At 69.8% G+C, this 25,923-nt stretch carries 24 protein-coding genes and 1 pseudogene; 6 read left to right on the top strand and 19 right to left on the bottom strand.

Features of this window, described 5'->3' with window-relative positions; all coding sequences use genetic code 11:
* Together NH342_RS13610 and NH342_RS13605 are read right to left on the bottom strand one after the other, a co-directional pair.
* The coding region (locus NH342_RS13610; RefSeq protein WP_253015416.1) for a hypothetical protein at positions 1–3,965 on the bottom strand (3,965 nt) is incomplete at its 3' end.
* Between the two features lie 175 nt (positions 3,966–4,140).
* Positions 4,141–4,398, bottom strand: a complete 258-nt coding sequence (locus NH342_RS13605; protein ID WP_253015415.1) for a hypothetical protein — start codon at positions 4,396–4,398, stop codon at positions 4,141–4,143.
* A 414-nt stretch (positions 4,399–4,812) separates the two neighbouring features.
* On the opposite strand from NH342_RS13605, the gene NH342_RS13600 reads away from it, so the two are divergent.
* From NH342_RS13600 to NH342_RS13585, 4 genes are all read left to right on the top strand, one after another.
* On the top strand, positions 4,813–5,766 hold the full coding sequence (locus tag NH342_RS13600; protein WP_253015414.1) for a hypothetical protein: 954 nt from the start codon (positions 4,813–4,815) through the stop codon (positions 5,764–5,766).
* A 92-nt stretch (positions 5,767–5,858) separates the two neighbouring features.
* Positions 5,859–6,368, top strand: a complete 510-nt coding sequence (locus tag NH342_RS13595; RefSeq protein WP_253015413.1) for a hypothetical protein — start codon at positions 5,859–5,861, stop codon at positions 6,366–6,368.
* Positions 6,369–6,548: 180 nt separating this feature from the next.
* Positions 6,549–7,091, top strand: coding sequence for an ArsR family transcriptional regulator (locus tag NH342_RS13590; RefSeq protein WP_253015412.1), 543 nt, complete (start codon positions 6,549–6,551; stop codon positions 7,089–7,091).
* Between the two features lie 59 nt (positions 7,092–7,150).
* Positions 7,151–7,549, top strand: coding sequence for a HEPN domain-containing protein (locus NH342_RS13585; protein WP_253015411.1), 399 nt, complete (start codon positions 7,151–7,153; stop codon positions 7,547–7,549).
* Here the strand turns inward: NH342_RS13585 and NH342_RS13580 are convergent.
* The 5 genes from NH342_RS13580 to NH342_RS13560 all read right to left on the bottom strand — a co-directional run bounded on the left by NH342_RS13580 (position 7,531) and on the right by NH342_RS13560 (position 14,052).
* The gene (locus NH342_RS13580; RefSeq protein WP_253015410.1) at positions 7,531–8,688 is read right to left on the bottom strand and encodes a PIN domain-containing protein; all 1,158 of its coding nucleotides are present in this window, start codon (positions 8,686–8,688) and stop codon (positions 7,531–7,533) included. The genes NH342_RS13585 and NH342_RS13580 overlap by 19 nt on opposite strands.
* A gap of 53 nt (positions 8,689–8,741) precedes the next feature.
* A complete protein-coding gene (locus NH342_RS13575; protein WP_253015409.1) occupies positions 8,742–9,041 on the bottom strand; it encodes a hypothetical protein in 300 nt (99 codons plus the stop codon).
* A 557-nt stretch (positions 9,042–9,598) separates the two neighbouring features.
* Complete coding sequence (locus tag NH342_RS13570; protein WP_253015408.1) at positions 9,599–10,168, bottom strand: hypothetical protein; 570 nt, start codon at positions 10,166–10,168, stop codon at positions 9,599–9,601.
* Between the two features lie 99 nt (positions 10,169–10,267).
* Positions 10,268–13,621, bottom strand: coding sequence for a LysM peptidoglycan-binding domain-containing protein (locus NH342_RS13565; RefSeq protein WP_253015407.1), 3,354 nt, complete (start codon positions 13,619–13,621; stop codon positions 10,268–10,270).
* Positions 13,621–14,052 (bottom strand): pilus assembly protein TadG-related protein, encoded by a 432-nt coding sequence (locus NH342_RS13560; protein WP_253015406.1) that lies wholly within the window; start codon positions 14,050–14,052, stop codon positions 13,621–13,623. Before NH342_RS13560 ends, NH342_RS13565 begins: the two co-directional genes overlap by 1 nt.
* Before the next feature lie 42 nt (positions 14,053–14,094).
* Between NH342_RS13560 and NH342_RS13555 the strand changes: the two genes are divergently transcribed.
* Positions 14,095–14,253, top strand: a complete 159-nt coding sequence (locus NH342_RS13555; RefSeq protein ID WP_253015417.1) for a hypothetical protein — start codon at positions 14,095–14,097, stop codon at positions 14,251–14,253.
* An 83-nt stretch (positions 14,254–14,336) separates the two neighbouring features.
* Here the strand turns inward: NH342_RS13555 and NH342_RS23510 are convergent.
* From NH342_RS23510 to NH342_RS13545, 3 genes and pseudogenes are all read right to left on the bottom strand, one after another.
* Positions 14,337–14,486: pseudogene (locus tag NH342_RS23510) on the bottom strand (TadE/TadG family type IV pilus assembly protein); the annotation flags it as partial.
* Positions 14,483–14,887 (bottom strand): TadE/TadG family type IV pilus assembly protein, encoded by a 405-nt coding sequence (locus NH342_RS13550; protein ID WP_253015405.1) that lies wholly within the window; start codon positions 14,885–14,887, stop codon positions 14,483–14,485. The pseudogene NH342_RS23510 and the gene NH342_RS13550, both read right to left, overlap by 4 nt.
* A 3-nt stretch (positions 14,888–14,890) precedes the next feature.
* Positions 14,891–15,103: a hypothetical protein gene (locus NH342_RS13545; RefSeq protein ID WP_253015404.1), complete on the bottom strand. Its 213-nt coding sequence runs from the start codon at positions 15,101–15,103 to the stop codon at positions 14,891–14,893.
* A gap of 257 nt (positions 15,104–15,360) precedes the next feature.
* Between NH342_RS13545 and NH342_RS13540 the strand changes: the two genes are divergently transcribed.
* Positions 15,361–16,035, top strand: a complete 675-nt coding sequence (locus NH342_RS13540) for a hypothetical protein (RefSeq protein ID WP_253015403.1) — start codon at positions 15,361–15,363, stop codon at positions 16,033–16,035.
* 379 nt (positions 16,036–16,414) lie between these two features.
* Here NH342_RS13540 and NH342_RS13535 read toward each other — a convergent pair whose 3' ends face one another.
* From NH342_RS13535 to NH342_RS13495, 9 genes are all read right to left on the bottom strand, one after another.
* On the bottom strand, positions 16,415–17,947 hold the full coding sequence (locus NH342_RS13535) for a hypothetical protein (RefSeq protein WP_253015402.1): 1,533 nt from the start codon (positions 17,945–17,947) through the stop codon (positions 16,415–16,417).
* A gap of 77 nt (positions 17,948–18,024) precedes the next feature.
* Positions 18,025–18,924: a type II secretion system F family protein gene (locus NH342_RS13530; RefSeq protein WP_253015401.1), complete on the bottom strand. Its 900-nt coding sequence runs from the start codon at positions 18,922–18,924 to the stop codon at positions 18,025–18,027.
* The gene (locus NH342_RS13525; RefSeq protein ID WP_253015400.1) at positions 18,921–19,799 is read right to left on the bottom strand and encodes a type II secretion system F family protein; all 879 of its coding nucleotides are present in this window, start codon (positions 19,797–19,799) and stop codon (positions 18,921–18,923) included. Before NH342_RS13525 ends, NH342_RS13530 begins: the two co-directional genes overlap by 4 nt.
* The gene (locus tag NH342_RS13520) at positions 19,796–21,121 is read right to left on the bottom strand and encodes a CpaF family protein (protein WP_253015399.1); all 1,326 of its coding nucleotides are present in this window, start codon (positions 21,119–21,121) and stop codon (positions 19,796–19,798) included. Before NH342_RS13520 ends, NH342_RS13525 begins: the two co-directional genes overlap by 4 nt.
* Before the next feature lie 208 nt (positions 21,122–21,329).
* On the bottom strand, positions 21,330–22,136 hold the full coding sequence (locus NH342_RS13515) for a hypothetical protein (protein ID WP_253015398.1): 807 nt from the start codon (positions 22,134–22,136) through the stop codon (positions 21,330–21,332).
* Positions 22,136–22,843, bottom strand: coding sequence for an SAF domain-containing protein (locus tag NH342_RS13510; protein ID WP_253015397.1), 708 nt, complete (start codon positions 22,841–22,843; stop codon positions 22,136–22,138). The genes NH342_RS13515 and NH342_RS13510 overlap by 1 nt, the downstream gene beginning before the upstream one ends.
* A 16-nt stretch (positions 22,844–22,859) precedes the next feature.
* Positions 22,860–23,189 (bottom strand): hypothetical protein, encoded by a 330-nt coding sequence (locus NH342_RS13505; RefSeq protein WP_253015396.1) that lies wholly within the window; start codon positions 23,187–23,189, stop codon positions 22,860–22,862.
* A 416-nt stretch (positions 23,190–23,605) separates the two neighbouring features.
* Positions 23,606–24,580, bottom strand: coding sequence for a ParA family protein (locus NH342_RS13500; protein ID WP_253015395.1), 975 nt, complete (start codon positions 24,578–24,580; stop codon positions 23,606–23,608).
* 481 nt (positions 24,581–25,061) lie between these two features.
* A complete protein-coding gene (locus NH342_RS13495; protein ID WP_253015394.1) occupies positions 25,062–25,715 on the bottom strand; it encodes a TetR/AcrR family transcriptional regulator in 654 nt (217 codons plus the stop codon).
* Between the last annotated feature and the right edge of the window lie 208 nt (positions 25,716–25,923).

The following is a 25,923-nucleotide window of genomic DNA, read 5'->3' as shown; positions in this document are numbered from 1 at the left end:
GGCGCGGGGGTCGCGGCGGCCGCCGTCGGGGGTGCGACGGTCGCCGCCGGCGCCGCCTGCTGGGGGTCGAGGGAGTCGACGGGCTCGGACTGCTCCGCAGCCGCCGGCGCCGCGGCCTGGGCGCGGCTGCTGGCGGTGCTGCGCCACCAGCACGGCAGGTGCATCGGCATGCCCAGGAAGCTCTGCGCGGCGTTCAGCCGGCACGCGATGCACGGCTGGGGCTGCTCAAGGGTCTCCGAGGTCACCACGGTGCCCTCGGCGTCGGCGTGCGGGAATCCCATCAGCGGTTCCTCCTCCGTGGGGCTGGTCAGGCCCTGGGCTGGCGCCGGAGACGGTAGCTGCGGGGTCGGACATTGCCCACTGGTTGTGGTGCTGCGCCACTCTCGTGCGACGTCGCCGAACAGCGCCGCGGCCGCGGCCGCCACGCCATCGGCTCGGGGAGAGGCGCCTGGGTCGGCGCCGAGCTCGTCGTTGGGGCCGAGGTCATCGGGAGGTTCGGGCAGCTGCAGCCCGTCCTCAGGGCCTTCCTCGCCCAGCAGGTCCCACAGCCGCAGCGCGGTGACCCGGCATCGCCGGTTCTCGTGGTGCAGGGTGCGCTGCACGGTGTACCGGGGGGTCAGCCCGGTGCGCTCCTCGGCGATCAGCACGCCCTCGTCGTAGAGGGCGCGGATGGCGGTGCCCCGGTCCAGCTGCAGGGAGTCGGCCATCGTCCCGGCGACGGACTTCAACACCTGCTCCAGCGCGGTGGAGTCCACCAGCAGCTGCGCGCCTCCATCGCGGCCGTCGGGGTCGTGCAGCACATAGCCGAACCGCAGGCCCCGGGCCTCCATCCGGAACTTCTGCGGGAAGGTGTCGGTGTCCCCGGTGGCCACCCGCCGCCAACCCAGCCGGCCGGCCAGCGGCCACGGCGGGGCTTCCCCGTCGCGCACGTCGTCGACGAAGGCCAGCCCGGTGCGCAGGGCGTGACGCAGCAGCTCGACCACGCGGGCACCGGTCCGGGTCGGCAGGTCGGGATCGGCGGTGGCATCGGCGGTCTGCTGCAGCGCCTCGTCGGTGCGGGCCAGGACCTCCGCGCGCTCGTCGTCGGTGATCGCCCCGACCTCGACGAGGAAGTCCGCCATCGCGCACCACCCCGACCAAGTGGAGGCGATCGCCTCGGCCTGGCGCACTGCTTCGCCGTCGGTGCGCAGCTGGCGGGCGTAGGCCGCGGCCTCCTCGGCGTAGCGGGCCTTACGGCCGGTGAGGTCGGCGGCGATCCACTGCAGGAACGAGGCCATCAGCAGGGCCCGCCCGTGCCGGGATTCATCGAGGTCGAAGTCCAGCAGCGCGTCGAAGGAGATCTCCTCCTTGCGGATGGGCACCACCAGCATCCGCTGGGCACCCGAGCCCGGGCGCGGCATGACCTCGCTGGTCACCAGGGCACTGGCCCGGGGCGGGGTGCCATCCAGCACGCCCAGGCCGTCGCGAGTCGACCGGGACCGCTGCTCGCCGTTGTGCACCAGGCGCGCGAACTCCTCGAGCAGCTTCTGCGCAGCCAGCCAGTCCTTGGTCGGGGCGACGTCGTCGGCCCAGTAGAGGGCGTCCTTGGACGCGTTGAGCTTGATCCGCAGGGCGTTGAGGGTGTCGCCGTTGCCCGACATCGACGACGCGGGCTTGCGGCGGTCCCACAGCTCGCCCCAGTGGTGCATCGCCAGCGACGCCACCGACGTCTTGTAGGACCCCGGGCTGCCGATCACGGCCAACACCCAGGGGTTGGGGCCCAGCGCCGAGCGGTACACCTGGCCCAGCAGCGGGGCGACGATCCGGCCCGGCAGGCGGGTCATCATCCCGGCCGAGTGCTGCACGAAGGCCGCCCGCAGCGCGGCGGGGTCAGCGGTGGGGTCAGGCAGGTCGTAGCGGGCCAGCGGGCCGGTGAGCAGCACCGGCATGTCCCGCACCTCGGTGGGGGTGATGCCGCCGCCGGCGTGCACGAACACCCACTCGCCGTCGATCTGCCGCCACCCGGTGGAGCGGTAGCGGGTGGTCCGCAGGATGGTTGGGCTCACCGCGGTGATCGCTCGCCGGACCGTCGCCAGCCCTGCGGGCTTCCCGTCGTGGTCAGGGGGTCCGGGCAGCGAGCGCAGCCAGGTGGAATCCATCCACTGGTCGGCGGAGATCCGCAGGTGCATCTGCTCGCCGCTGGCCGGGTCGATGTAGGTCAGCAGCAGCCCCGACAGCTCCGCGGGAGCCGGCGGGTTGATCCGTGCACTGGAGGCCCGGGCGGCGCGCCCTCGCAGCACCGGGGCGTCGACGTCGACGGTGTCGGATTCCTCGAGGTACTCCATCTCCACGATGCGCACCCCCAGGCCCAGGATGAGCCGCAGGGTCTCGTCGGGGTCCTCGTCGTCGCGGCGTCCCTTGGCGGGCTCGACCTGCACGATCTGGTTCTCGACGATCCGGAAGACCGGCTGGTTGATCCGGGTCTCTGGCCGGTTGGCTGGGTGGTCCTGGGTGGCCAGGAGCGGGTCGAGGCGGTCGCCGGGTGCTGGTGGACGAGCGGTCGGCACCTGATCCTGGACCGTGGTGCTCGGCTCGTGCGGCTTGGGCGCTGCGGGCTGGTCATCGGGTTCAGGTGCAGGGTGGGACAGCTGCAGCTTGGGTGGCAGCGGAGCGCCGACCAGCTGGACCGCGGTGCGCGCTGCGGTGGTCGCGGCACGCAGCCGCTGGGTGGCCGTGCCCAGGGCCTGATCAGCCCAGGCGGTGCCGGTGGCCCGCACGGCGGCTCGGACGGTGTCCACAGCGCTGTCGAGGGCTTCGTGCCGCATCTCGGCTTCGACGGCCCACCGCGTGGCAAACCGGACCGCCTCCTCGGCGACCTCGGCGCCCTTCTCCCCCGCGCCACCGTCCAGCGCACGCGCCAGCTGCGCCTGGGTCTGCTGCAGGGCCTGCTCGACACCTTCGGCGCGCACCCGCACCAGGGCTGCGGCCGACCAGGCCTCCACCTCGCTGACGTGCACATCCAGCAGGCCATCGACGCCGTGGCCGGCGGCGATGTGATCGGCGAAGTCGGCCTTGGGCTCGGTGGGGGCCGGCAGCAGCAGCACGGGTGCCGCGCCGGCTGCGGTGAGGGCCTGGTGCGCGGCGACGCCGCGCGCCCAGCCGGTGTCATCGCGGTCCAGGACCACCCGAACCTGGGTGCCCTGCAGTCGCCGGGCCAGCTCGGGGCCGAACCCGCGGCCACCGCCGGTGTTGGTGGTGGCCACCAGGCCCAGGCCTTCGGCGACCTCGACGTCCTTCTCGCCCTCGAGCAGCCACACAGGCTGCCCGGCGGCGACAGCGGCCAGCACCTGCGGCAGCCGGTACAGCACGGGCGTGAAGCCGGCCGGCTTGGTCTTGCGCCGTCGCCCGGAGGCGTCGACGAACTGCTGCCGGAACTGCTTGTGCGGGGCCGGGCAGGACGTGCACTGCTCGCGCAGGACCTCCTGCACCAGAGCGCCGTCGGCGCCGACGTAGGGGTAGACCGCGACCTGCGCCCAGGTGTGCTCTACCTCGGGCGCCGCGGGCTCGGGAGAGGCCCGGGTCGGGATCAGCTTGGGCAGCCGTCCCAGCCGACCGCGGCGCTGACCTGCACGCCGCTGCTGCGGGGACCGCCCCACCCGGCCACCCCGGGAGCTCGTCCGGCGCTCCTGCGCCTCGTCGAACAGGTCGGACTGCCGTAGCCCCAGAGCCGCGCACAGGTCGGCGTACTCGGCGTGACAACCGTGGCACCGCAACACGACCTGGCCGCGGCCGCCGCTGCTGACCCACCGCACAGCCAGAGAGGGCCGAGAGTCGTCGTGCACCGGGCAGCACGCGTTGAACGCGTCCTGCCCGGTCCAGCTCTTCGTGCGGGACCCGCCCGTGGACTCCAGCGCGTCCACGACGCGGCGGAGGGATGTCTTCGGGCCCCGCTCGACGTCGTCGAACGGGGGGCGCGGGTCACTCACGCGTCACCCAGGCGGGCGACACCAGGGCAGGGCTCCGCCGATGTGATGGCGACACCGCTGCCCGATGGGTACAGTCGCGCATAGCTCCACTCAGATTCTGAAACCGAATCACGAGGACCCCCCCGGTTGCCGCCAAGCTTTAGGGGGGGTTTTCGTCTGTCTGGGGTGCCTTCGGTCAGGCGCTGATGGGCAGCTCCTGCTGAGCCGAACGCGTTGCCAGCGCACGGCGCTGACGCCTGACGATGTACTCGGGTACCGCGAACTGATGCCGCAGAGCGAGCTCGCGAGCGAGGTAGTCGCCGAGAGGCAGACCTTCGCGCCGTGCCGCCTCTTCGTAGGCCGCGTGGTGGTCTTCGGGCAGACGGAAGGTCTGCGACTTCCGCCCGGCGATGGGCTTGGGACCTCGCTTGCCGCGCCTCGCTTCGTCCGCCATGGGGACTGTCTACCAGCCGGGCTATCCGTAATCGGAGTCTGAGTTTTCTCGGGCGTGTCGACATGCCGACCCACCCCACCGCTCATGTCTGGGGAAGGTCGGCTGCTCGGCGTGCTGTGACAGGGCGTGAGCCGAAATCTGTCTGCGCCCTCGATGACTGGCGGTCGGAACGCTCCGCGCGCACATGTGCGTACGACCTAGCGCTCACCTTGTGGGGAGCATGGGGAGCAACGCATAAGTGCTGCTCAGACGGCAATTTTTGCTCCCCACAGGTGTGGGGAGCATGGTGGGGAGCATGGTGGGGAGCAAGTTGTAAGACGCCCTGGCGCCGTCTTCCTAAGAAGAACGGGCACCCGTACCGCACACTGGGGAGCGAGTTGCGGGAGCGTGCTGGGCGAACCGGGGAGGCCGAAGTTGGTCGACGTCGACCAGGTGCCGGTGGTGCTCGCGGACTGGGTCGAGCAGCGCCGGCTCGCCACCACCCCGACGTGGCAGCTGGAGATGCAGGCAGCTAGCGAGGAGCTCGGCCGCGAGATCGAGGGAGCCATCCCGGGCATCTGCCCAGAGAGTCCGCATCCTCCGGCCCCTGATTCCTCGCGGGGGCAGGAGTGCGTCCGGGAGGCCAAGGTCTGGCTGGAGGACTTGCTGTGGCACAAGCAGGCCTACAAGTACGCGGTGCACCGCTGGTGGCCCGAACGCGTCCTTGAGCTGGTCACCCGGATGGCCGGCGGCCAGAGCGCGTTCACGACGCTGGCTGATCTGCGGAAGCTGAACAGGTACCAGGCCGAGGTGCAGCTTCGAATCGGCAGCTTCAATGGCGCTATCGGGTTCCGGCTAGGCCGGGCTTTCATGGTGATCGGGGACTACGAGGTCATCGCCGCCCAGATGGGAATGACCCTCTACGACGTTCGCATGATGACTATCTGGGGACATCAGCGGGATGAGACCGGGTTGATCGAGGACTGGGAACTGGACCCTGGGGTCGACAACGTGGTGCGTTTCTGCCAGACCCAGGTGTTCAACAACCGGCTGATCGAGGCCTGGGAACTCCGCCAGCAGGCTGAGCTGCTTCAGGCCATGGCCAACGTGTTCGAGGACGCCACCGTCGACCTCGTCCAGGAGCTGTCCGGGTCGGTCTCCGAGCATGCGCTCGTCGAGGCGTCGGGCAGCCGGACGGCGGCACGAATGAACACCCGCATCCAGAAAGCCCGGGCCCAGCGCGGTCTCCCCGGCGACCCACGCAGGGTGCCCAACCAGTTCAGCGGTCCCGGGGCGCCACTGGCCGCAGGGGTCCCGCCCAAGACGTACTGGCGCGAGCTCCAGCCCGGGGACTTTGACTACCGCGCGCCAGGGGTGCCCGGCACCTAGTTCGTCGTGACCGAATGTGGGCCCTCTGTGCACCCCGAGCATGGTCGCCGGAACCCATCGCCTGAAGGCCCCGCGGGTGACAGGGTGAGTGCATGACTGGGTGGGCGTTGGCCGTGGCGATTGTCGGCGCAGTGAGTGGTCTCGTGGCTGCGACCCTCTCGGGCGTAAATCTCTATTTGACCGGTCAGCGTGAGACCAAAAAGTGGCTAAGGGACTCGCTGTTAGAGGCGCAGGTTGCGTTTCTAGACGCAAGTTTTGAGTACCCATCGAGACGTCTCTACGAGTACCTGGGCGAGTATCCCCCGGGGTGGACTGCCGACCTGTCCTCCTACTTTCAGGAATACCATGCAGCACACACAAGGCAGAATGACGCGCTCTCTAAAATTAGATTGCTCGCGAGCGACGACGTGGTAGCGAGAGCCGAAGAGCTTCATAAAGTCGATGAAAAAGTTGCCATGACGCTCTTCGACCAAAAGAACGGCTTCCCCAGCAAAGAACAGTGGGAGGTGTTGCGGTCCGAGAAGAAAGAAGCCAGGGAGGCGTTCATTCGGGCAACGCGGCACTTCTTCGACCTGACCGACGGTGCCCCCATCTCGAACTGATGGGGCGGCAGGCTGCTCCAACCCTGTTCTCGTCGACGGGGCCCCTCCGCCCGTGGTACCTAAAAGTGCACCATGTGCAGTAGACTTAGGTAACTTTTCGCTCGGAGGTCTGCTGTGCGTGTTGATGCCCCGGCTCTGCTGCCCATCCTGCGATCCCGGGTCCAGGGCGACATCTTGGCCTTGACCTACACCTCGCAGGACACCGAGTTCACCCTCAGCCAGCTCGCCCAGCGGGTCGGGGCCTCCCCGCGCGCCGTGCACGCCGAGGTCGACCGGCTCGTCAACTCCGGCCTGCTCGTGGACCGTCGGCTCGGACGCAACAGGCTGCTCAGCGCCCCCGCCGACGGGCTGCTCGTCCGGCCGCTGCGTGACCTGCTGGCGGTGACCCTTGGACCTCTCCCGGTCCTCACAGCGGCGCTGGGCGCCGTGGCCGGCGTCCAGCGGGCGTTCATTTACGGCTCCTGGGCTGCCCGCTACTCCGGTGAGCCCGGCCCCCCGCCCGCCGACATCGACGTCCTCGTCGTCGGTGACGCTGATCCCGACAACCTCTACGACGTCGCCCGGGAGGCCGAACGCCGGCTAGGGCGCCCGGTGGACATCCGACGGGTCCGAAGCTCCTCCTGGGACGACGAGTCCTCCCAGGACCCGTTCCTTGCTTCCCTGCGGAGTCGGCCGCTCGTCGAGCTCGACTTGATCCGGTCGTCTGCCGAGGTGGCGTCATGAGGTGGGAGCAGGGGCGACAGGAGATCGATCGACTTTTGTCCGATGGCCACCTCGAGCGCGTGCCTGCCAACCGCGAGCACTCCGACCTGCTGATAGCTCAGGCGCGCAGGCACCTGGCGAGCGCGAGCAAGCTCACCGACGACCCCGAGGCCGGCTACGCGGTGCTCTACGACGCCGCCAGGAAGGCGCTGTGGGCCATCCTGGCCAACCAGGGTCTGCGCCCCACGACCCGCGGGAGCCACCTCACGGCCTACCAGGCCGTCCTGGCTCAGCTGCACCCGCCGCTGGGCGACGTGCTCCGCCCCTTCGACCGGATCCGCCGCGAGCGGCGCAGCGCCGAGTACCCGAACCTCGAGGACCCCTCCCTCACCGCCGAGGACGTCGTCGAGGACCTGCCCAAGGTCACGGCCATCGTCGACGTCGCCGCGCGGGTCTTGGATCAGATGTCGCCGTACTGACCCTCGGCGTCGACCGTCCGCGGGCGACGGTGGTCCGGTGACGACGTCGTCTGGCCCAGCTGCCACACCGCTGAACCGAACCGCTGGAACACCGGGCCCTCGTGCTGGCGCAGAGCCTGGCCCAGCAGCCGAGGGCTGGTGGCCACCGGCAACGCCGGCAGGACGCCGGCGAGCTCGTCGAGGGTCGTCTGTCCGCTGACCCGGTGAGCCATCGTGTGCATGAGCGCCCGGGTGCGAACGGCCGAGGCCGGCACCGCGTGCCCGATCGCGTCCCACTGCGGTGCCGGCGGGGCAGCGTCCTGGAAGTGACGCTGCCACTGCTGCTGCACCTCGAGCACCTCGACGACGCCGCCGAGCGCACGCCCGACCCTGGAGGCCGAGCGACGCCACGTGGCCGACTGGACGCGCGAGGCCCCCAGGGCCAGGAGTGCGCCTGCAGCGAGTGCGAGAACTGGATGGCGTGCGGCCCCGCGGGTAGCTGCGGGAATCAGGACGCCGCCTACCGCCACCGGTAGGAACGCGACCGTCGCGGCTGACCGCTTCAGAGCGGTGTCGTTGCTGGAGTCCCGAAGCAGGTCCCGTAGGTCGCTCTGTTCGCGTCGGACAGCACCAGGTCCATACACGCCAGCAAGCGCCCGTCGGTCCGAGCTGATGAGCGGCGCCTGCAACAGCACCGCGAGCGTGGCGGTGGGGACGTCGTCACTGTCCAGCTGGCCCAACCGATCCATGCGCTGTTGCTCGTCGACGTCGAGCAATCCGTCTGGCGGGTCGACCAGGCGGATCGCTGGAAGGTAGTGCCGCTTCCACCACTCGAGGACGCGGTCCGCTGGCAAATTCTTGCTTGACGCCCACTTTTCGTGGTGCCGAACAACTTCCCTCAACACATGGGAAGCTGCAAATAGTCGGATTGCACCTTGGTTAGCAGCATGCAGCATGATGGTGGGGCACTCTTTTCGGCAAGACCACAACAAATCGTTGCGCAGCCAATTCGCGTCAATGACCACCGGTCGACTGACAACACCGAAGAATGAAATATCCTCGAACCCACCGTCGTGGCTCAACCAGACCGCGCCATCGCGGGAAGCAGCTCGTGCGGCATTGAGCGCCGCAGTTATGCCCTGAGCCGTCCCCTTTTGCATGTCAGGACTGTACTCAGGTGCGCGCACCACAAGGGGACGCGCACGAATTCAGGCTAGTTGGTGACGATGACCTGGAGTTCCCCAATGCGAACCTGGGCACTGTCCGACAACTGCAGGGGAATGGTCCCTGTAGCGCCGCCGCCGGCCCAGATGACGGTCCAGTAGGACGTCGCGGTCACCTGGTAGACCCCACCGGGCTTGCTGACGGAGGTGCGCTCGTAGCGGTGGCCGCAGTCGGGTGAACTCCGGTCGCCGTAGCTGTCGGCGTACGGGGTGCCCGGGGTTGTGCAGGTGACCGTGCTGCCGTCGCCCATGTCCCAGACGATCCGGTTGACCTGGGCCGTGGCGGTCACGGAGATCCCACCGCCACTGGCGCTGGCACTGTTCGGCCCGAACGTTGTCGGTCCTGGGTTCTCCACCCACATCCACACCGGCAGACCAACGAGACCGGTGTGATCGGCGTCAGCCTCGGGAACAATGCCGATATCGATGGCCCGGAGGTTGAGCTGGCTCAGAGCCAGCTGGGCGAGGACCGCTGGGTTTACTGGCGCCGGCGCGGGGGCCGGTGCGCCAGGTTGTGCCGGTTGGGCCGGGCCGAGGACGGGACCAAAAGCGCCCCCTGCGCACAGATAGTCCGCTAGCGCGGCGCACGGAACAGCAGTCGTGCTGCCCGTGTCGACCGGCGGGCCGTTACCTACAGGTGTCCCCGATCCCCCACCGCTGCTAGACCCGCCACCGGATCCACCACCAGAATTACCGCCCCCAGATCCGGGAATAGGAACAGTGATAGTGCATTGCCCCGTCGTTAGGTCGAATGTAGCGCAACCCACAGGCCCAGCTGACGCTTGCGACGGGTTGGTCAAGACTGAGGCGATAGTGGCAGCCAGCAGAAAAGGGAGAAGTGCACGTCTTACTCGCATGGCTGCCCCGATGAGAGCTCGTTACTGACGATCCAGCTATTGCCAATCTCGCTAACGGTTATCTGCGCCTGGCCCCGGACGACCCGATCTTCGGGAGTGACGGAGTTTCCAGAACTATCCACGGCGTAAGAGTTGCTGGCGTCGATGCACGTGTTAAAGACAATGTTCGGATCCACGGGCGGTGAAGTGTCTGGGTTGCCTTTGAGGTCGACACTGAAAATCTCGATGCTCGCGAACGTCTTATTGCCGGTGCTGGTCCAGCCGTTTTTTTTGTACAGGTCGATCAAAGCGTTCAGGCCAACGAGCGCCTGACCTGTCGCAACCGTCGACGGATCCACAACAGGCGCATTGGGATTTGCCGTCAGCTGAGGTTGTGCGTCGAGGTAGGCCTGCATGGCGTCTTCGGCAGCAGCAACCGCGTCGGCGGTTGGATCTGCGGTCTGGCTCGCGGTCGGCGTGGGGGCGGGGTCGTCGTCGCCTGTGCAGCCGGCGGCGCCGAGCAGCAGCACGAGCCCCAGGGCTGCGGCTGTGCCGTTGAGGCGGATGCGGCGGCTGTTCACGAGGTCCCTCCGGTGTGGTCGTCGGCTTCTAGCCTGCCTGTGCTGGTCAAGCCGTTGCCCGAGGGGTCTCGGATTTCACGGGCAACGGCCGGTCGGCGCTCACAGCGCGGCGGTGGTGAGGCGGGCGGTGCGCTGGGGGTCGCGCAGGTCGGCGAGGAGTTGTTCGGTGGCGGGCTCGAGGTCGCCACCGAGGTCGTCGACGACGGCCATGAGTTGCTCGATGGCCTTGGTCTCCTCGGCCTGGTTGCCGGCCGAGTGGGCGGCCAGGATGCGGATGCGGGCCAGGCGCTCGAGGCCGGGTTCGACGTCGAGCCCGACGACGGCCGCCTGGGTGGCTTCGCGCCACCGTCCTTCCATCAGTCGGCGGCGAGCCAGCTCGTAGGAGGCGTCGACGACGTCGGCGATCATCTGCTGGCGCAGGGGTTCGGCCCAGGCGTAGCGACGTGCCTTGACCCCGCCGAACGGGGTGCCGCGCACGAGGTCCAGCGCTTGGACGAGCGCCGCGGTGGGTGCGCCGTCGATGCCGCCGGCCAGCAGCTGCTGCCAGCGCCCCCAGTCGGTGGTGACGCCCTCGAGTCGGTAGCCGGCGCTGGCCTGGTAGCGGGGCAGGTAGTCCCCGCCGTCGGGGGTCTTTCCCAGCCAGCGACGCAGCTTGGAGACCGCGGTGTTGCGGGCCGACAGTGACACCCGCCGTCCGGGCCAGATCGCGGCGTCGATCGCCTCGTGGTCCCCACCGGGGTGCAGAGCGAGGTAGGCCGCGAGCTCGGTGAGGCTGGCGCGCTTGCTGGGCTCGACGGGCCCGACAGCGTGGGTGATGTCGACCGGGCCCAGCAGCAGCACCTGCGGGCCACTGACGGGGAACGGCTGAACTGCGCCCGGCTGCGTCTGGTCGACCTCGAGCTGGTCGTCGGTGGCCGGCGCCACCTGGTCGTGATCGGGGTCGACCACGGCGGGGCTGGTGGCTGGATCGTCGTCCTGGTCGACCTCGGTGTCTGGTGGGATGTCGTCCCAGACCGGGGACGGCATCCAGCCGACGTGAACTTGCTCTGCCGGCCGGTCGTGGGCTTGGTGCTCGACGTCGTCTGTCGTGGCCTGCTCCTGGACAGGGGAGGACGGTTGGGCAGTCGGCTCCTGGTCGACGAGCTCCTGGTCGACGAGCACCACCTGGTGCACGGTGTCGTCCGCGGGGGTCCCGACGCTGGCTGGATCGAGCCGTGTTTCGTCCGCCGGGGTGCTGGGGCCGATCTGGTCGGACAGAAGGCCGGGGGCGGGCAGGTCCTGCAGTGTGGGCTCGACGCTCGCGCGCGGTGCTCCCTCGGGCTCCTCGTAGGTGATGCTCAGGACGTCGAGCAGCTGCAGGTAGGTCTGGTCGTCGACTCGTTGCGGCTGCAGCCGCAGGCCAATGGGGGCCAGCACGGCGGTGTGGCCCTGCACCTGGAATCCCCAGCCGCCGGTGATCGGTTCGCCGGCGTTGACCGCAGCGATGGCGACGCGCGGGAGGTGGGTCAGCAGGTTGTCCAGCTGGCCGCGCTGCTGGTCGGTCAGTGGGGTGGTGATCAGCACAATCTCGGGCGTCCACAGATCGGGGTCGCTGCCCTGTGCGCGGGCGGTGCTGAGGTCCCCCGGGCCGGCCAGCAGGGTCTCCCGGTCGGTGGCCGCGCGGTCGGCCAGCTCGTCGAGCAGTCGGCCGAGTGCGGGCAGGTAGCGAATGCGGCCGGTCTGCAGGGTGTCCTCGAGGTCGGGGTAGGACCCGACGACGGTGACCTGCAGGTCGTCGGCCCACCGGCTGGTGGCCAACTCGATGGCCAGGCCGGCGATGACCTCGCGGGTGCTGGTGGTGTCGGCGCCGGTGATGCCCAGCGACCCGAGGTACTCGAGGTCCAGCAGGACGTGACCGCCCTCCTCGTCGTGGCCGATGGTCACCAGCGAGGGCCAGGGCGCGGGGACGTCGGTGACGGGTTCCTCGTCGAGGTGGTCGGCGGCTTCGGCCGGGAGGGTCCAGACGGTGGCGTCCACGGTGCCGGCCCACGGCGCGGGCAGCTGCGCGGGCTCGGCGAGGTACAGATCGAACTGCTGACCGGTCAGCCGGGCCGCTCGCACGGTGGGCAACGGGCGACGGGCGCGGGAGCACTGCAGCGCCAACGTGCGCAGCGCGATGTCGATGGTCTCGACGCTCAGGGGGTCAGCGGTGGCGCGCAGCTCCTGCTCGGCCTGGGCGGCGGACCCGGTGGGCATGGGGACGGCCTGGCCGGGCTGGCGGCGGCGCTGCTGGGTGCGACGTCGGGTGGCGATCAGACCCAGCACGCCGGCTGCCATGAGGCTGCCGACCCCGGCGACGGTCCGAACCGGGAAGCCCTCGTCGACGTCGGTGAAGGCGGCTTCCCCAGCGGCGTCCTGGGCGTCGTCGGTCGGGGTCGCCGACTGGCTGGCGCCGGACGTCTCGGGTGCGGTCGTCGTCGTGCTGGTGCCCGGTGTCGGTGCGGGTGTCGGTGCGGGAGCCGGTGCGGGTGCGGGTGCAGGTGCAGGTGCGGGTGCGGGAGCCGGAGCCGGTGTGGCGGTGCTGCCGGGGATGGTCAACGTCCAGCCGACCCCGATCTGGTCGGGATCGGTCAACTGGGCACCGCCGGGCTGGACGGTGGCAGCGCTGGCCGCGGCGATCTCGCCGTAGCGGTCTGCGTCGCCCAGCTTCTGGGCGGCGATCTCCTCGAGGGTGTCCCCGGGCTGGACGGTGTAGCTCGTCGCCTCGGTGGCGATTGGGACTGCCGGCGCAGGCAGGGCGAGCACCCACCCCGGGGTGACCCAGTGGGAGTCGGTGAGGGCTCCCCCGCTGGCCTGCGGCACCCCGTAGTTCAGGGCGGCGATCTCGGGCCACCGGCCGCCGTCCCCGAGCTGGTTCTCAGCGATCGACCACAGGGAGTCCCCCACCCCGACCTCGTATCTAACAGTCGATGCCGATGCCTGCTGCTGAGTGGTCGCGGCGGCGGGGACCACGTCCTCCGCGGCCGCGGCCGACGTGGAGTCGACTGAGGCGCTCACCGAGGTCGCCGCGACGCTGCTGGGCGTCCCAGCGTCGGCGGAGGCCGCCGCAGCCGGAGAGATGATGAACAGGGCGATCACCGCGGCAACCAGCCCGCGGGCGGCTACCTGCCCGAACTGCAGCCCCGGCAGCCGCGGCGCGGGAACGCCCCGGAGCTGGGTCCCCAGTTCGACCAGCACGCACACCGCGAACGCCGCCCACGCGATCCAACCCACCCAGACCAGCGCGCCGAGGAACAGCTGGCCGGTGTCGGGCCGAGTGAGCGCGTCGCTGATGTCAGCGAAGCTGGGGATCTGGGAGGGCAGCGGGTTGCCAGCGACCAGCAGCAGTCCGGCCGGGATGCCCACCAAGGCCCCCAAGAGCACCAGCAAGGCCAGTGCTCCCCGCAGCCGGGCGCGCAGGGCGGTGGCAGACATCAGCGGTCCTCTCCATCGACGACCTCGGCGAGGCGGACTTGGGCGTCGCCCTCGGCGCTGACGGCGCCGATGCCGATCAGGCCCAGGAAGATCGGCTGGTAGGAGACCGAGGTCTCCACGCGCAGGCCGGTTCCGTTGATGATCGTGACCGTGCCCGAGACGTCGGCTTGGGCCAGGTAGGCCTGCGCGGCCTGTCGGGCACGCACCGGGTCGGCTACGGCGCCGTCCCCGCGGACGGCCTGGCTGGCCACGATGGCCTGCCCGCCGGCTCGCGCGGCTTCGGCCGCCACGGCGTCGGCCCGGGCCACGGCGCGCAGCTGGCCCCCGCCGTCGACGACGAGCCCGATCATCACCAGCAGGGCCAGGGTGACCACGACGAAGAACGGCGACAGCGATCCGCGCTCGCTGTCATCGGCCCGTTCCCGGTTCATCAGCGCTCCCGGTAGGTGTCGAGAGGGCTGCCGACGGTGGCGGTGACGGTTCTGCTCCCGGGGAAGCCCGGCAGCACCAAGTCGCCCAGGGGTACGACGCAGGTGATCGTCGCGCTGACCGAGCCCGGGGTACCCGCGGGGGAGTTGAAGGCGCTGGTGTCGATCGACACCGTGGTGCTCGAGCACCGCAACCCCTCCTGAGCCAGGGCGTCAGCTGCTGTCGCTCGCGCGCTCGAGCTGGCGGCCGAGGCGGTTCGGGCGATGGATGCCTCCCGTGCCGCGGAGGCTGCGGCCGCTTCGACGGCCTGGTGCGCCAGGGCTAGGCGGCCACCGAAGACCACCACGCTGATGATCAGCAGGAACGCCGGCGCCAGGATGGCCAGCTCGAGCGGGATCGACCCCCGCTCACCGTCTTCTGGTGATCGCCGGCTCACGGGGTGGTCACTCGCTCGGTGGGGCCGGTGGCGGTCTGGGTGACCGACAGCTGGAACCCCGGGAGCACGGTGGGGACGGTGCCGGCGACGGTCACCGCTGTCGTGCCCTGCCCACGGGTGGAGGTGACGTTGGCGCCGTCCAGGGCATCGGTGCGCTGTATTAGGTCCTGAGCGCGGGCGATGCCCGCGCTGCTGGTGCCGTCCTCGGCCTGGGCGACCCGAAGACCTTCCTCAGCAGCCGTGTGGGCCGCGTTGCGTGCGTAGAAGTACAGCGCTGCCTGCACCGCGGTGAAGATCAGCAGCAGCACCACCGGGAAGACGACCGCCAGGCTCAGCGTCGCGGAGCCGCGCTCGTCGGCGAACCGACGGCGGGACCGCGCGAACCTGGTCTGGCTGATCATCGACTACTGGATGCTCGCGGAGCGGCTGTTCACCGCTGCGACGATGACGCCCACGAGACCGACAGCGGCCAGGAACAGTGCCGCTCCGATGATGGCCTGCTCGAGGGTCACCGAGCCCCGCTCGGAGTCGTCCTGCCGCAGCAGCTCCATCCGCTCGCGAAGCTCGTCGCTCCCGGCGGCCCAGATGGTCATCAGCGTGATGTAGAGCGCCTTCATGGTGGTCCTCCCGGTCGTGGCTCCTTCGAGGGGGGAAGGTGCCGGCAGGGCTCATTGTGTGACAGATCGGTCCAACTACGAACTTGCTGTGGTGCAGATGCCCTGGTGAGCAGCACGTAGGAGCCAACCGGACCAGGTCTCTTGACTCTGGAGCACGAAAAACACACACTAGAGGGGGTGGAGAGCGATTGGCGCTCTCCCGGGATGGGCAGGCCCGGCAACGCGAGTCCGGGTCTCTCCGCGAGAGGAAGCACCTCATGTCCGCACCGAAGATCGAACTGGTGGCCCCCGACGGCGAGGCCCCGACCATGGACCTGAGCCGCCAGCGCACCGCTGACCTGCTGCGTGTGTCTCTGGGAGCGGTCTCGGCACTCGAAGCGTCCGGCTACCTGCCGGACCGGGCGCTGCAGCGCGTCCTCGCCCTGGCGCAGGCGCCGTTCGTGCGGTCGGTTGACACCCCGCTGCCGATCCTGCGACAGGGGGCGGCGGCGCCGGCTCCCGCTGGCGACCCCCACCGCAGCAAGATCGGCGACGCCTCGTTCATGAGCGACGCCGAGGTACTGCTCGCCGACTGCATGTGGTGGCGCGCGAACGCCGCGGCCATCGTCGACGCCGGCATCCTGCCGGTCGCCCGCAGCGGCTTCATCGTCACCGTGCTGCGCATCGACGACCTGGCCGAGACCGTGACCGTCGACGTCCCCGCGACCGAGAAGAAGGGCGCCTACCGCGAGGTCCGGCACCGGTTCCAGGCCCGCCTGGCCGGGCGGGTGGGTGAGTTGGGGAACCCCACGACCTACCTGCTCAAGGACCCCACGGTGGAGACGGCCTACCAGAACCTGACCGGTCAGCTGTTGGGTAAGCGGTCGGCGGCGGTCTCCGGCGGGCCGCTGGCGTACCTCCCGATGAGCACCGCAGGCAACCCGACCATCTGAACCCCATCTCCGGCGGCCGTCACACCCCGGCGGCCGCCGGAGCCCGGACCACGTCGGGGTCAGGTGTTCAGGATGCGCAGGACCGCGGGGAAGGCCAGCAGGACGAGGAACACCACGGCCAGCTCGGGCAGGCTGATCTCCTGCGCCAGCTCGGTCAGCGACTCCCACGGGGTGGTGCCGGCCCAGCGGGCTTGAGCGAGTTCCTCGCGGAGCCGCTCCCCTGGTGAGCGGCACGAAGGACCCCCTCATGGGTCAGCCCGATCAGGTGCTGGTCGGTAGGTAGGCAGCTGTCCGGTGGTTCTCTAGGCAGCCCTGCGCTGATCTCCTGGCACAGCCACCGGCCACCCCTGCCGCCTTCGTTGATCGCCCGCTGGGGAAGTCACCGGGCACCACCAGCCCACAAGCTGAATTGCAAGCGGTCGGTGTTGTTCAAAAGGTCTAACAAGTACAGCCAGGCAAGGAACGCTAAGTCGTCTGGAATTACTCCGTCGTGGTGTGCCAGAAGAACTTCACTACGGTTCCGTTCGGTGATATCACCGAATCCGTGGGTCGCGTTGCGCAGGAGTTTGACGTATTGAGCCGTGGCCTCGGTCAACGTGAGCTCTCGTTCTTGCCCCTTGTCGCTCACGTACTTGATGGTCTGCATACCTGTTTGCCGCGTCAGGAAGAAGCCTTTCTGCAGCTCGTCGAGGGCCCTGATCGCTCGATAACACGCAGGAAGAAGAATCTGCTGTGCATGATCAGGGATCGCGGTTTCAAGTTGCGTGAGAACTTTGTTCGCGTAACTCCGTCGACTGAGCATCGTTATGTCTCTACCGGTCAACCGCTGCAGCGTGTCCAGAACAGAGAAGAACGCTAACCGGCGGGCATCTTTGTCTTTGTGGCCGCGTTGCACGGCGGCAACTCGTCGGAACAACTGCTCCATACTGAGCATGGAGTTCAGGTGCTTACTGGGCAGGTAGTTCCCATCTTTGTCCGTGTGCAGAGCCGGGTCTGACACCACGGAAAGAATGTTGTCCAACTTCTGGGTCCACCACGTGATGGCCGCCTGAGTGGCCGCTGGGGAGACGTCCGGTGTGTCGACGGTCTGACTGGCGCCCCGGAAATTGATGGCCTGGAGGGGCTCGGCAGGGAGGCCGTCGACGCCGGCCAGGGCGCGACCGAAGCTGTAGATCAGCGTGATTTCGCCGCGGTGGGCGGGAAAGGCCCACACGAACGGCGCAAGAGATCCCCACAACGGCGACAGGTAGCACTCGAAGATGTAGACCCCATCCACCAGCCCCTGCGAGCTTCCGAAGACCGCTACGTAGCGGCCGTCCGAGCCCTGTTCGGGAGCTAGTGCCTGAGGACCGCGCTGGAACAATCCAGGGTCATGTTCAAGGCGTAGATGAATTGAGGGCATCTTGTAGCGCATTGCTAGCGCCGCTGACCTGACGACCGCATACACCTCTGCGTCGGGGAAAGCTGACTCCTCGGTATTCGTCAACTGAACATCCACCAGCGCCTGGCGGGCTCCTCGTACGGTCTCGAGGAGCTGGTCTCGTACTGCACCACCGGTCCGCAGCTGAATGAGAGCCATGCGCCGCGTGATGCCATATCGGCCACCGGAATATTCCTGCTCGTCGAACATCGCTTCTTCGATGCGTTGCGCATCAAGCACGTCACTCGTCACGATGTTGCTCGACGATCTGTCAGCGCGGAGGAGTCGTTCCACCTCGTCGTCGGCAGCGACACCTAGGACTCGAAACTGTGAAACAAATCCTGGCGTGAAGTACCCGTGATAGCGCTCGTTCGTTGTGACGGAATGCTGCACACCTTCAGTACCGACTGGTCGCTTGCGGTGCTGCAGCGAAGCGCTCTCCAACAGGCCCACCAGGTCGCCGCCCCAGATCCACTCCGGCAGGCGGATCACAGCACGGGAAGGCAGCTCACGAGGCATACCCGACCCTACTGTTCAGAAAGCTCCCAGAACCGCTGGAGTGGGCTGCACTAGGTGTTCAGGATGCGAAGCACCGCGGGGAAGGCCAGCAGGACGAGGAACACCAACGCCAGGGCGGTGACGGGCAGGGTCATGCGCTCCCCGTCGGCGTTGGCCTGGGTGAGCTCGTCGGCCAGCAGGGCGTTGCGGATGCTGGCTGCTCGAGCGCGCAGGGTGTTGTAGACGGTGGCGCCCTCTTCGCCCGAGAGCCGCATGACGTCGGCCAGCTCGGCCAGCTCGGGCAGGCTGATTTCCTGCGCCAGCTCGGTGAGGGACTCCCACGGGGTGGTGCCGGCCCAGCGGGCTCGAGCGAGCTCCTCGCGGATCCGCTGGAAGACCCACGAGTCCCCCATGGTCGCGGCGATCTCCATCGCCTGGGTGCTGCCCGAGCCGTTCTGCCGCTCCAGGGCGACCAGGTCGATGTAGGAGCACAGGGCGTAGCTGAACTCGACCCGGGCCAGCTTGGCCTCGCTGCGGGCGTTGTAGTCGGGGATGAAGGACAGCACTGCACCGAAGGCCAGACCCGCGGCCACCGGCAACACGATGGGCGGGGTCAGACCCAGGACGGTCAGCAGTGCGTAGGCCAGGGCGGGGAAGACCAACCCGACGAGGAAGAACAGCGCTTTCTCGCCGTAGTAGCGGTGCACCGGGATCCGCAGCATCCGCAGCTCTGCGGTGGGCGTGCGGCCCAGGGAGGCCCCGGGCATCGTGCGCTGGATCCGCAGGCCCAGCCGGTCGGTCAGCGACCCGTTGGACGTCGCGGCGGACACCGTCTGGTTGGTGCGCTCGGGGGACAACCGGGCCAGTGCTTGGGCCAGCTGCGGCTGGGCCGGCGCTAGGCGCCAGACGATGATCGCGACCCCCAGGCCGACGAGACCGCCGGCGAGGATGGCCAGCTGCATGGTGCTCATGCGGTGCCTCCACCTGCGAGGTTGGTGCCGATGAAGCGGGGCAGCTTCCGGGGCTTGGAGATGTTGCGCATCCAGACCAGGCAGCCCAGGTAGGCCGAGAGCAGCAGCAGCAAGACGATCTGCCCCAGGGGCTCGCTGTAGGGCTCGACGTAGGAGCCGTTGACGATCAGCAGGCCCAGGGCGAGCAGCGTGATGAGGGTGACCCAGCGGGCGGTCGACCGCGGCTTGGCTCGGTCTGCTTCCACCGCGCGGCGGGTGCGGACGTCGTCGGCGACGGTGCGGGCCAGCCCTTCGAGCACGCTGGCCAGCCCTGAGCCGCGGCGGCGGGCGGCGAGCATGAGGCTGCTGGCGATCTGGTCGCCGGTGAGGTCGTCGAGGTCTTCGGCGAACGCGCGCAGGGCGTCCTCGGTGTTCCAGCGAGCTCGCAGCCGCGCCACCAGGGTGGTCACCTCCGGGCGGATCGGTTCGGGGGTGGAGCGCAGGGTCGCGATCAGCGCCGCCTCCAGGCCGACGCCGACGGTGAGCACGCCGGCTAGGCTGCGGGTCCACTCCTCCATGGCCTCCAGGCGCGCGATGCCTGCGTTGTTGTCGGAGGTGACCAGCACGGTGGGCAGCAGCAGGGCGAAGGCCGGCGAGACGAGCACGGCGACGATCCAGCCGGTGATCAGCCACACCAGGGCTCCGGCCACCAGGCCTCCGACCAGCAGCAGCCGGGTGCGGCGGCTGCTGCCTCGACGAGCGGCGGACCATCGGCGGTTGGTCATGGTCGTCGTGGTGGGCGCCGGGGGCCGGCTGTGACGCTGGGCGCCGATGACGATGAGCAGCAGACCCCCGAGCAGCGCCACCGCGGCGGCCGCGGCCAGCAGCGGGGTCACGCTGCCGCTCCCCCGTTGAACGACCTGGCCTGGAACCCGAATCGGGACAGGATGGCCAGCGGCCCGGGCAGAGTGCCTGCGACTGCCCGACCGTCGGAGCCGGAGCGGTAGACGTGGGTGGTCGCGGGCCGGCCACCTTCGCCCTGCTCGACGTAGAGGACTTCGGAGATGAACCGCACCCGGCTGGGCGGGGACCCGGGCTTCTGGTCGTAGCCGTACTCCAGCGTCACGTGCACGATCAGGTCGATGTGCTCGGCGATCTGCCGGTCAGCGAAGCCCTCCGAGACGTGCGGGCCGGCCTCCATCGCCAGGGTGGCCAGTCGGTTGATGGCTCCGTGGGCGTTGGAGGCGTGCGTGGTCGACATCGAGCCGGCACCGCCCTGCATGGCCTTGAACATCGCCAGCACCTCTTTGCCGCGGACCTCCCCGACGACGAAGCGCTCGAGGTTGAACCGGAAGGACCCGTAGAGGATCGCGTCCAGGCCGACCGCTCCGGCGGACTTGCCGTCCACGCCGACCTCCCCGCTGCCCGGCCGTGCTTCCCAGGCGGTGATGCGGCGGTGCTGCTCGGGCAGCTCGTGCAGGTGCAGCTCGTACTCGGTCTCCAACGTGCCCAGCCGCTCCCAGGGGTCCAGTTCGGCGCACAGTGCACGCAGCAGCGTCGTCTTGCCGGCTCCCTGGGCTCCGCTGACCACGATGCTCAACCGGGCCCGCACGGCGGCCCGCAGCAGCGATGCCAGCTCCTCATCCATCAGGTCCCGGGCCACGAGGTCGTCCAGGGTCACCTTGCGCAGGCGGTGCAGGCGGATGACGACGGCGGGCCGGGGGGTGATCCAGGCGTTGGCCGCCAGGCGCGAACCGTCGTCCAGCCGTAGGTGCAGCTCGGGGCTGGCCGGGCTGAACGGTCGCTCGTTGGCCTGGGACCTGCTGGCCAGGAACTGGAGGAACTCGATGAGCTCCTCGTCGGAGTCGGCCACGGGAGGGCCGTAGGCCAGTCGCCCGTCGCTGTACTGCAGCACGACGTTGTCGAACCCGTTGATCTCGATGTTCTCGACGTCGGGGTGGTCGACCAGCGGCTGCAGGCGCCCCAGCCCGAAGAGGCTGTTGAAGAGGGCCTGCACCAGGTGCTGCTGCTCTTCGGGGGTAGCGGTGCCGGTGGAGGTGTGGAACGAGGCGGTGACGTGCTCGGTGACCAGCTCCTGGACGATGCTGCGGCCCAGCTCGCGCTGTGAGGCATCGTCGGTGCCCTCGCGTTCGCGCAGGGCCGAGGACAGCCGTTCGGCCGCTTGGGTGCGCAGGGTGCGGACCAGCGTCCAGTCCACGTCCCCGACGGCGCTGGCAACTGGGGCCGCCGGCCGAGACGCCCGCTGGGGCTGGCTCGAGCTGGCGGCGGGTCGAGCCGTGACCGGGCCGTAGGGCTGCGGGGGACCTGCGGGGTGAGCGGGCTCCTCCCTCGCCGGCGGTACTGCAGGGGCGGTGAACAGAGGCAGCCGGCTCAGGTCCGGACGCGTCGGGGTGGTCGGGGTGTTCTCAGGCATGGGCTCGTCCGTTCTGGTGGAGGAGCGCCCCGGGCGCCAGACGCGCACGGCGGTCGGCGGCCAGCTGCCGGAGGGCGCCAGCGGCCGCGGTCGTGCTGCGCGTCAGCGCGGAGCTGTCCAGCTTTCGGGTCGTGGCGCCCAGGCTGTAGGCCTCGGCGTGGACGGCGTCCCAGGAGATGCTGGCCAAGACCGGCAGGTCGACCGCGCCGGCAATCTCGGCAGCGCTGTAGGGCATGCCCTCCCCGACGACGATCAGGCCGAGCCCATCAGAGCCAGTGCCCTGCTGCGACAGGTCGTCGGCCATCACCCGGGCGCGGGCGCGCGTCGCGGAGATCGCCGGCAGCGTCGAGCGGGTCACCAGCGCGGCAACGTCGGCGCTGCGCAGCAGGGGCTGTGGTGCGTGCTCGGTGCCAAGCCGGCCGGCGTCGACGATGACGTCCATCCCCTGGGCCTCCAGGCCGCTGAGGATGGCGGCCAGCGGCTCCCACACCGGGCGCAGGCTCGCGGCCTGCAGCGGGGTCGCCAAGGCCGGCAGCAGCCACTTCTTGCCTCCGGGCAGGTCGATGGAGGCGCCGCGGAGCCCGTCGAACAGCCGGCCGGCGCGGTGGGCGACCGCCAGGTCGACCAGACCCTTGTCGTGCGGGCGGGCTCCGCCAAGGTATCCGGCGAGGATGCTGCTGCTCCCGGACATGTCTGCCTCGATGAGCAGGACTGGCCGCGGCCAGCACATCGTCAACGCCAGCGCCGTGGTGGTGACCCCGGGTGCGCCCCGGGCCGAGGTCAGCGCGATGACGGCCATCAGCGCGCTCCGGAGTCCAGCACGAGTGCAACGCGCCCGGTGGCGACCTGCGCTGCCAGCTCCCCTGCCTCGGCGGCGGGCACGGTGACGTCGATGACCACCTGCCCGGTGTCGGGCAGGTTCTGCACCCCGACGACGGTGGCGCCGTAGCTGGTCGGCTCGGTGACCGGGTCCTGATCGCGCGGGGTGGCGATCACCCGCACGGGATCGCCGGCCAGCAGCGGTTCAGCCGGCAGCTGCGCGGGGGTCAGGGTGACCCCGACCAGGGACTGTCCGGGCGCCGGGATGACCTCCGTTGTCGTCGACGCCGGAGTCAGAAGACTGCCGGCAGCCAGATCGACCGCGGCCCGCTGGCCGATGAGGGTGTCCAGCTGGTCCTCGGGAACGGTCTGCAGGGCGGGGTCGGAGTTGATGCGCGCCACGGTCAGGTCGTCGGCCTCGATCACCTCGCCACGTTCGACGTCGGCCCGCACGGCGACCACGGTGCTGGTCTGTCCCACCGTCGTGGTCAGCCAGGCTGCTCCAGCTCCGCCCAGGGCGACCAGCGCAATCCCCAGGGCGATCAGGCCATTGCGGCGTCGCAGCTTGGGCGGCGCGGGTGAGGCGGCCGCGGCGGCGCCGTCGCCGAAGGCGGGGGCCGCCGGGCCGGTGGAAGGCGTCGGTGGCGGCTTGTCGCGGTCGGTGCGGCGCTCGGTGCGGGTGGGCATGAAGGCTCCTGAGGACCTAGACGGTGGGGAGGTAGGCGTCGAACGCAACGGTGATCAGGTGCCCGCGGGAGTTGGCTCCCACGGTGTCCTTCACCTGGTCGATCACGGTGTAGTCGGCTTCGCGGAGACGGATGTTGAACGGGGTCAGGGGCCCCTCGTGGGCGCGAACCACCCGAGGGCTGCGCGGTGCGAACAACGACCCGCCCGTGGCGGCGGGTGCGCCGATCAGCCCAGGGAGCTCGTCGATGGTGGACTCGAGCGCGGCCACGACGAGCTCACCGTTGGATAGACCGTGCTTCTTGCGGGCCGCCTCGATGCGGGGCATGAAGCTGGCGGGGATGTGCACGTTGCTGGCTCGGACGCGGTTGTCCAGCGGTGCAGCCGTCGACGTCGGCTCAGCTGCCGGTCTCGGGGTCCGGGCGCGCTGGGGCCGCTGACGCGCCGGCCGAATGGTGCCCGCTCCTTCCAGGAGGGCCTGAGCAGCTGCAGCTCCCTCAAGGGGCCGTTCGTCCTCGTCGACGACAGCAGGTCCGCCCGCCGCAGGTTCTGCAGCGTCGGAGCGGTCGCGGGCGGCCGTGTCAGATGGGGCGGTGGCCGGCGGGGCCGCCGGCGGCACCGCCCGCGACCGAGATCGTGGACCCAGAATGCTGCCGAGCAGGCTTGCCTCGACGGCTGGGTCGCCGTCAGCTGCGTCCTCGAAGCTGGCCAGCCGTCCGGCGGGAAAGGATCGTGCGGACCCTGCGTCCTGTGCTGCCACGTCGGTCACCGGCCGCTGGCGGAGCTGATCGGGGTGGAGGCCTCCGCTGCGGCGATCCGCGTCAGCATCTCGGCGGCGACCTTCTCGTAGTCCCCGGCCAGGCTGTCCGCGGTCCCCGAGAGCTGCGCGGGCAGCGCGACGACCTCACCGCCTGGGCGGCGAGCGCGCAGGACGTTGAGGCGGGCCTTCGCCGAGTCCGACGCATCCCGAGCGAGCTCGTGGGCCAGTTGCCCTCGTTCGCGGCAGTCGTGTGCGGCGGTCTCGGAGTGGCGGATGTAGCTGTCGAAGAGCGGGACGGTGTCGCTGACCTCGGCCAGGCGGGCCTTGGTGCCGCTGCGGACTCGGGTCGCGGTGGTCTGGTGAGCGAAGAGCAGGACGCCCAGGTAGCTGAGGTCGGGGTTCTCCTTGCGCGCCTTCTTCACGCGCGGGCCCACCATCCGCAGTCCCTCCCAGCCGGCCGAGTCGGTCTTGGTTGGGATCAGGACGTAGTGCGCGGCGTGCAGGGCCATGTCCTGCAGGATCGGGTTGCCGGGCGCGCAGTCCAGCAGCACCACGTCGTAGTCACCGGCCAGCTCGGCCAGGCGCTCGGCGAACGCAGTGGGGACTCCCCCACCGGGCAGCTCGTCGCCCATCGGGGTCTGGGCCAGCGCGGCCAGCATCTCGAGGTGGCGTCCGCCGGGCACGACGTCCAGGTTCTCTCGCACATTGGTGATGACCGGCAGGGCCTGGCCCTGCCACACGGCGTCGACCACGCCCTTGCCGTCGTCGTCGAGGGGATCGCCTACGTACCCCAGGTCGAGCTTCAGGTTGCCGCTGAGGTCGAGGTCGACCGCCAGCACCGAGTAGCCGGCCCGGGCCAGCTGGCCGGAGATGTTGGCAGTGACGGAGGTCTTTCCGACCCCGCCCTTGCCGTTGATGAGCGCGACGACTCGGCTGAGTCGCTCATCGCTGGTCTTCTTGACCACGTCGCTGTCCTCCACGTCGGTGGAAGGTCCTTGGACCCCACGAGTTGTGACACCGGGCCCCAAAAGGGGCTGTTCTGCCGGGGCGAAGGTATCGGTTGGTGGCCCCTGTGCTGGCCAAATGTGGGTCAAAACGCCGCCCACAGGTCACCAACGGGCGGTCAGTAGGGGCGCTTATGGACCCCAACAGATCGCCAACAGACCAATTGTGAGCCACCAGCAAGGCCCCTAGCGGGGCACAGCAGACCACCAAAGGGGCCCATGCATACCACCAACAGGCCGCCACAATTGCCCAACAGATGCCCCAAAAGGTTCCCACCAGTGTGCCACCGAAGGTGATACAGCTACGCCACCAGACGTGCCACCTGTGCCGCCACCAGCACTGCCACCACTGGTGCCACCACTACCGCCACCAGTCGTGCCACCAGCGCCGCCCCGGTCTACCTCGAGGTGGGCATGAGGTGCCGGCGCGGCTGGAGAGCTCGGCCGGGGTGAGAGGTCATCGTCCCCGTGAGGTCGCGCCCCTCGGGGCGGTTCCTCCACCGCCCACCGTCGAGGGGCGTACGAGACGTGGCTCGACGAGCAGGGCCGCAAGCTCTCTCGCCAGATCGTGCCCGGATTGGGCATCGTCGCCAACGAGCCAGGCGTGGACGATCGTCGCGCAGGCGGCCCGAAGGGCGAGCGCCAGGCCGTCACCATCGCTGCTCTCTCCGCGCAGCGCTGCTCGGCTCGCTACGACCCCGACAGCCTCGACCACGTCGGGCAGCGGATCGGATGGCAGAGGGAGGGTCAAACCGTCCGAGGGCGGCAGCCCGGGCACCACCCGTCGCCAGGCAATCGCTGCTGGAGACCACAGCTGGTCGACCACGTCAGCCAGGAGAGCGGCGACGTCGGCCATCGCAGACCCGTGGTCACGGAGGGGGAGCAGCCGCGGGCCGGCGTCACCGAGGACCTCGATCAGCAGGTCCTCCTTGGTGGCCCACCGGCGGTAGATCGTTGCCTTCCCGACGCTGGCTCGACGAGCGACGTCGTCCATGCCACACCCGTCCCGACCTCCCTCGGCCAGCAGCTCCAGCGCTGCGGCACGGATCAGGTCGTCCAGCTCGGGATTCTGCGGGCGCCCCACGGGCCGTCCGGACACGGGCTCGACCACGGGACCTGCTCCTGTCGAACGAAGGACACCTGCTGCCTGCTCAGGCTGCCCTGTTCGATGCGGAGGATCGGGCGTCGGGCGTGTCAATGGCCAAGCTCAGGTCCCCGTTGGTGGCCAGGTGAAAGTCCCCGCCCCTCGCGGTGATTAGCGGGTGGGGCGGTCACCTCCTCGGGTGCGGGCTTGGCGCATCCGGTAGGACTCGCCGTCG

The organism is Klenkia sp. PcliD-1-E (assembly GCF_024124375.1).
Lineage (GTDB): Bacteria > Actinomycetota > Actinomycetes > Mycobacteriales > Geodermatophilaceae > Klenkia.
Note: the sequence above shows the minus strand (reverse complement) of the source record. Positions and strands in the feature narration are given on the sequence as shown.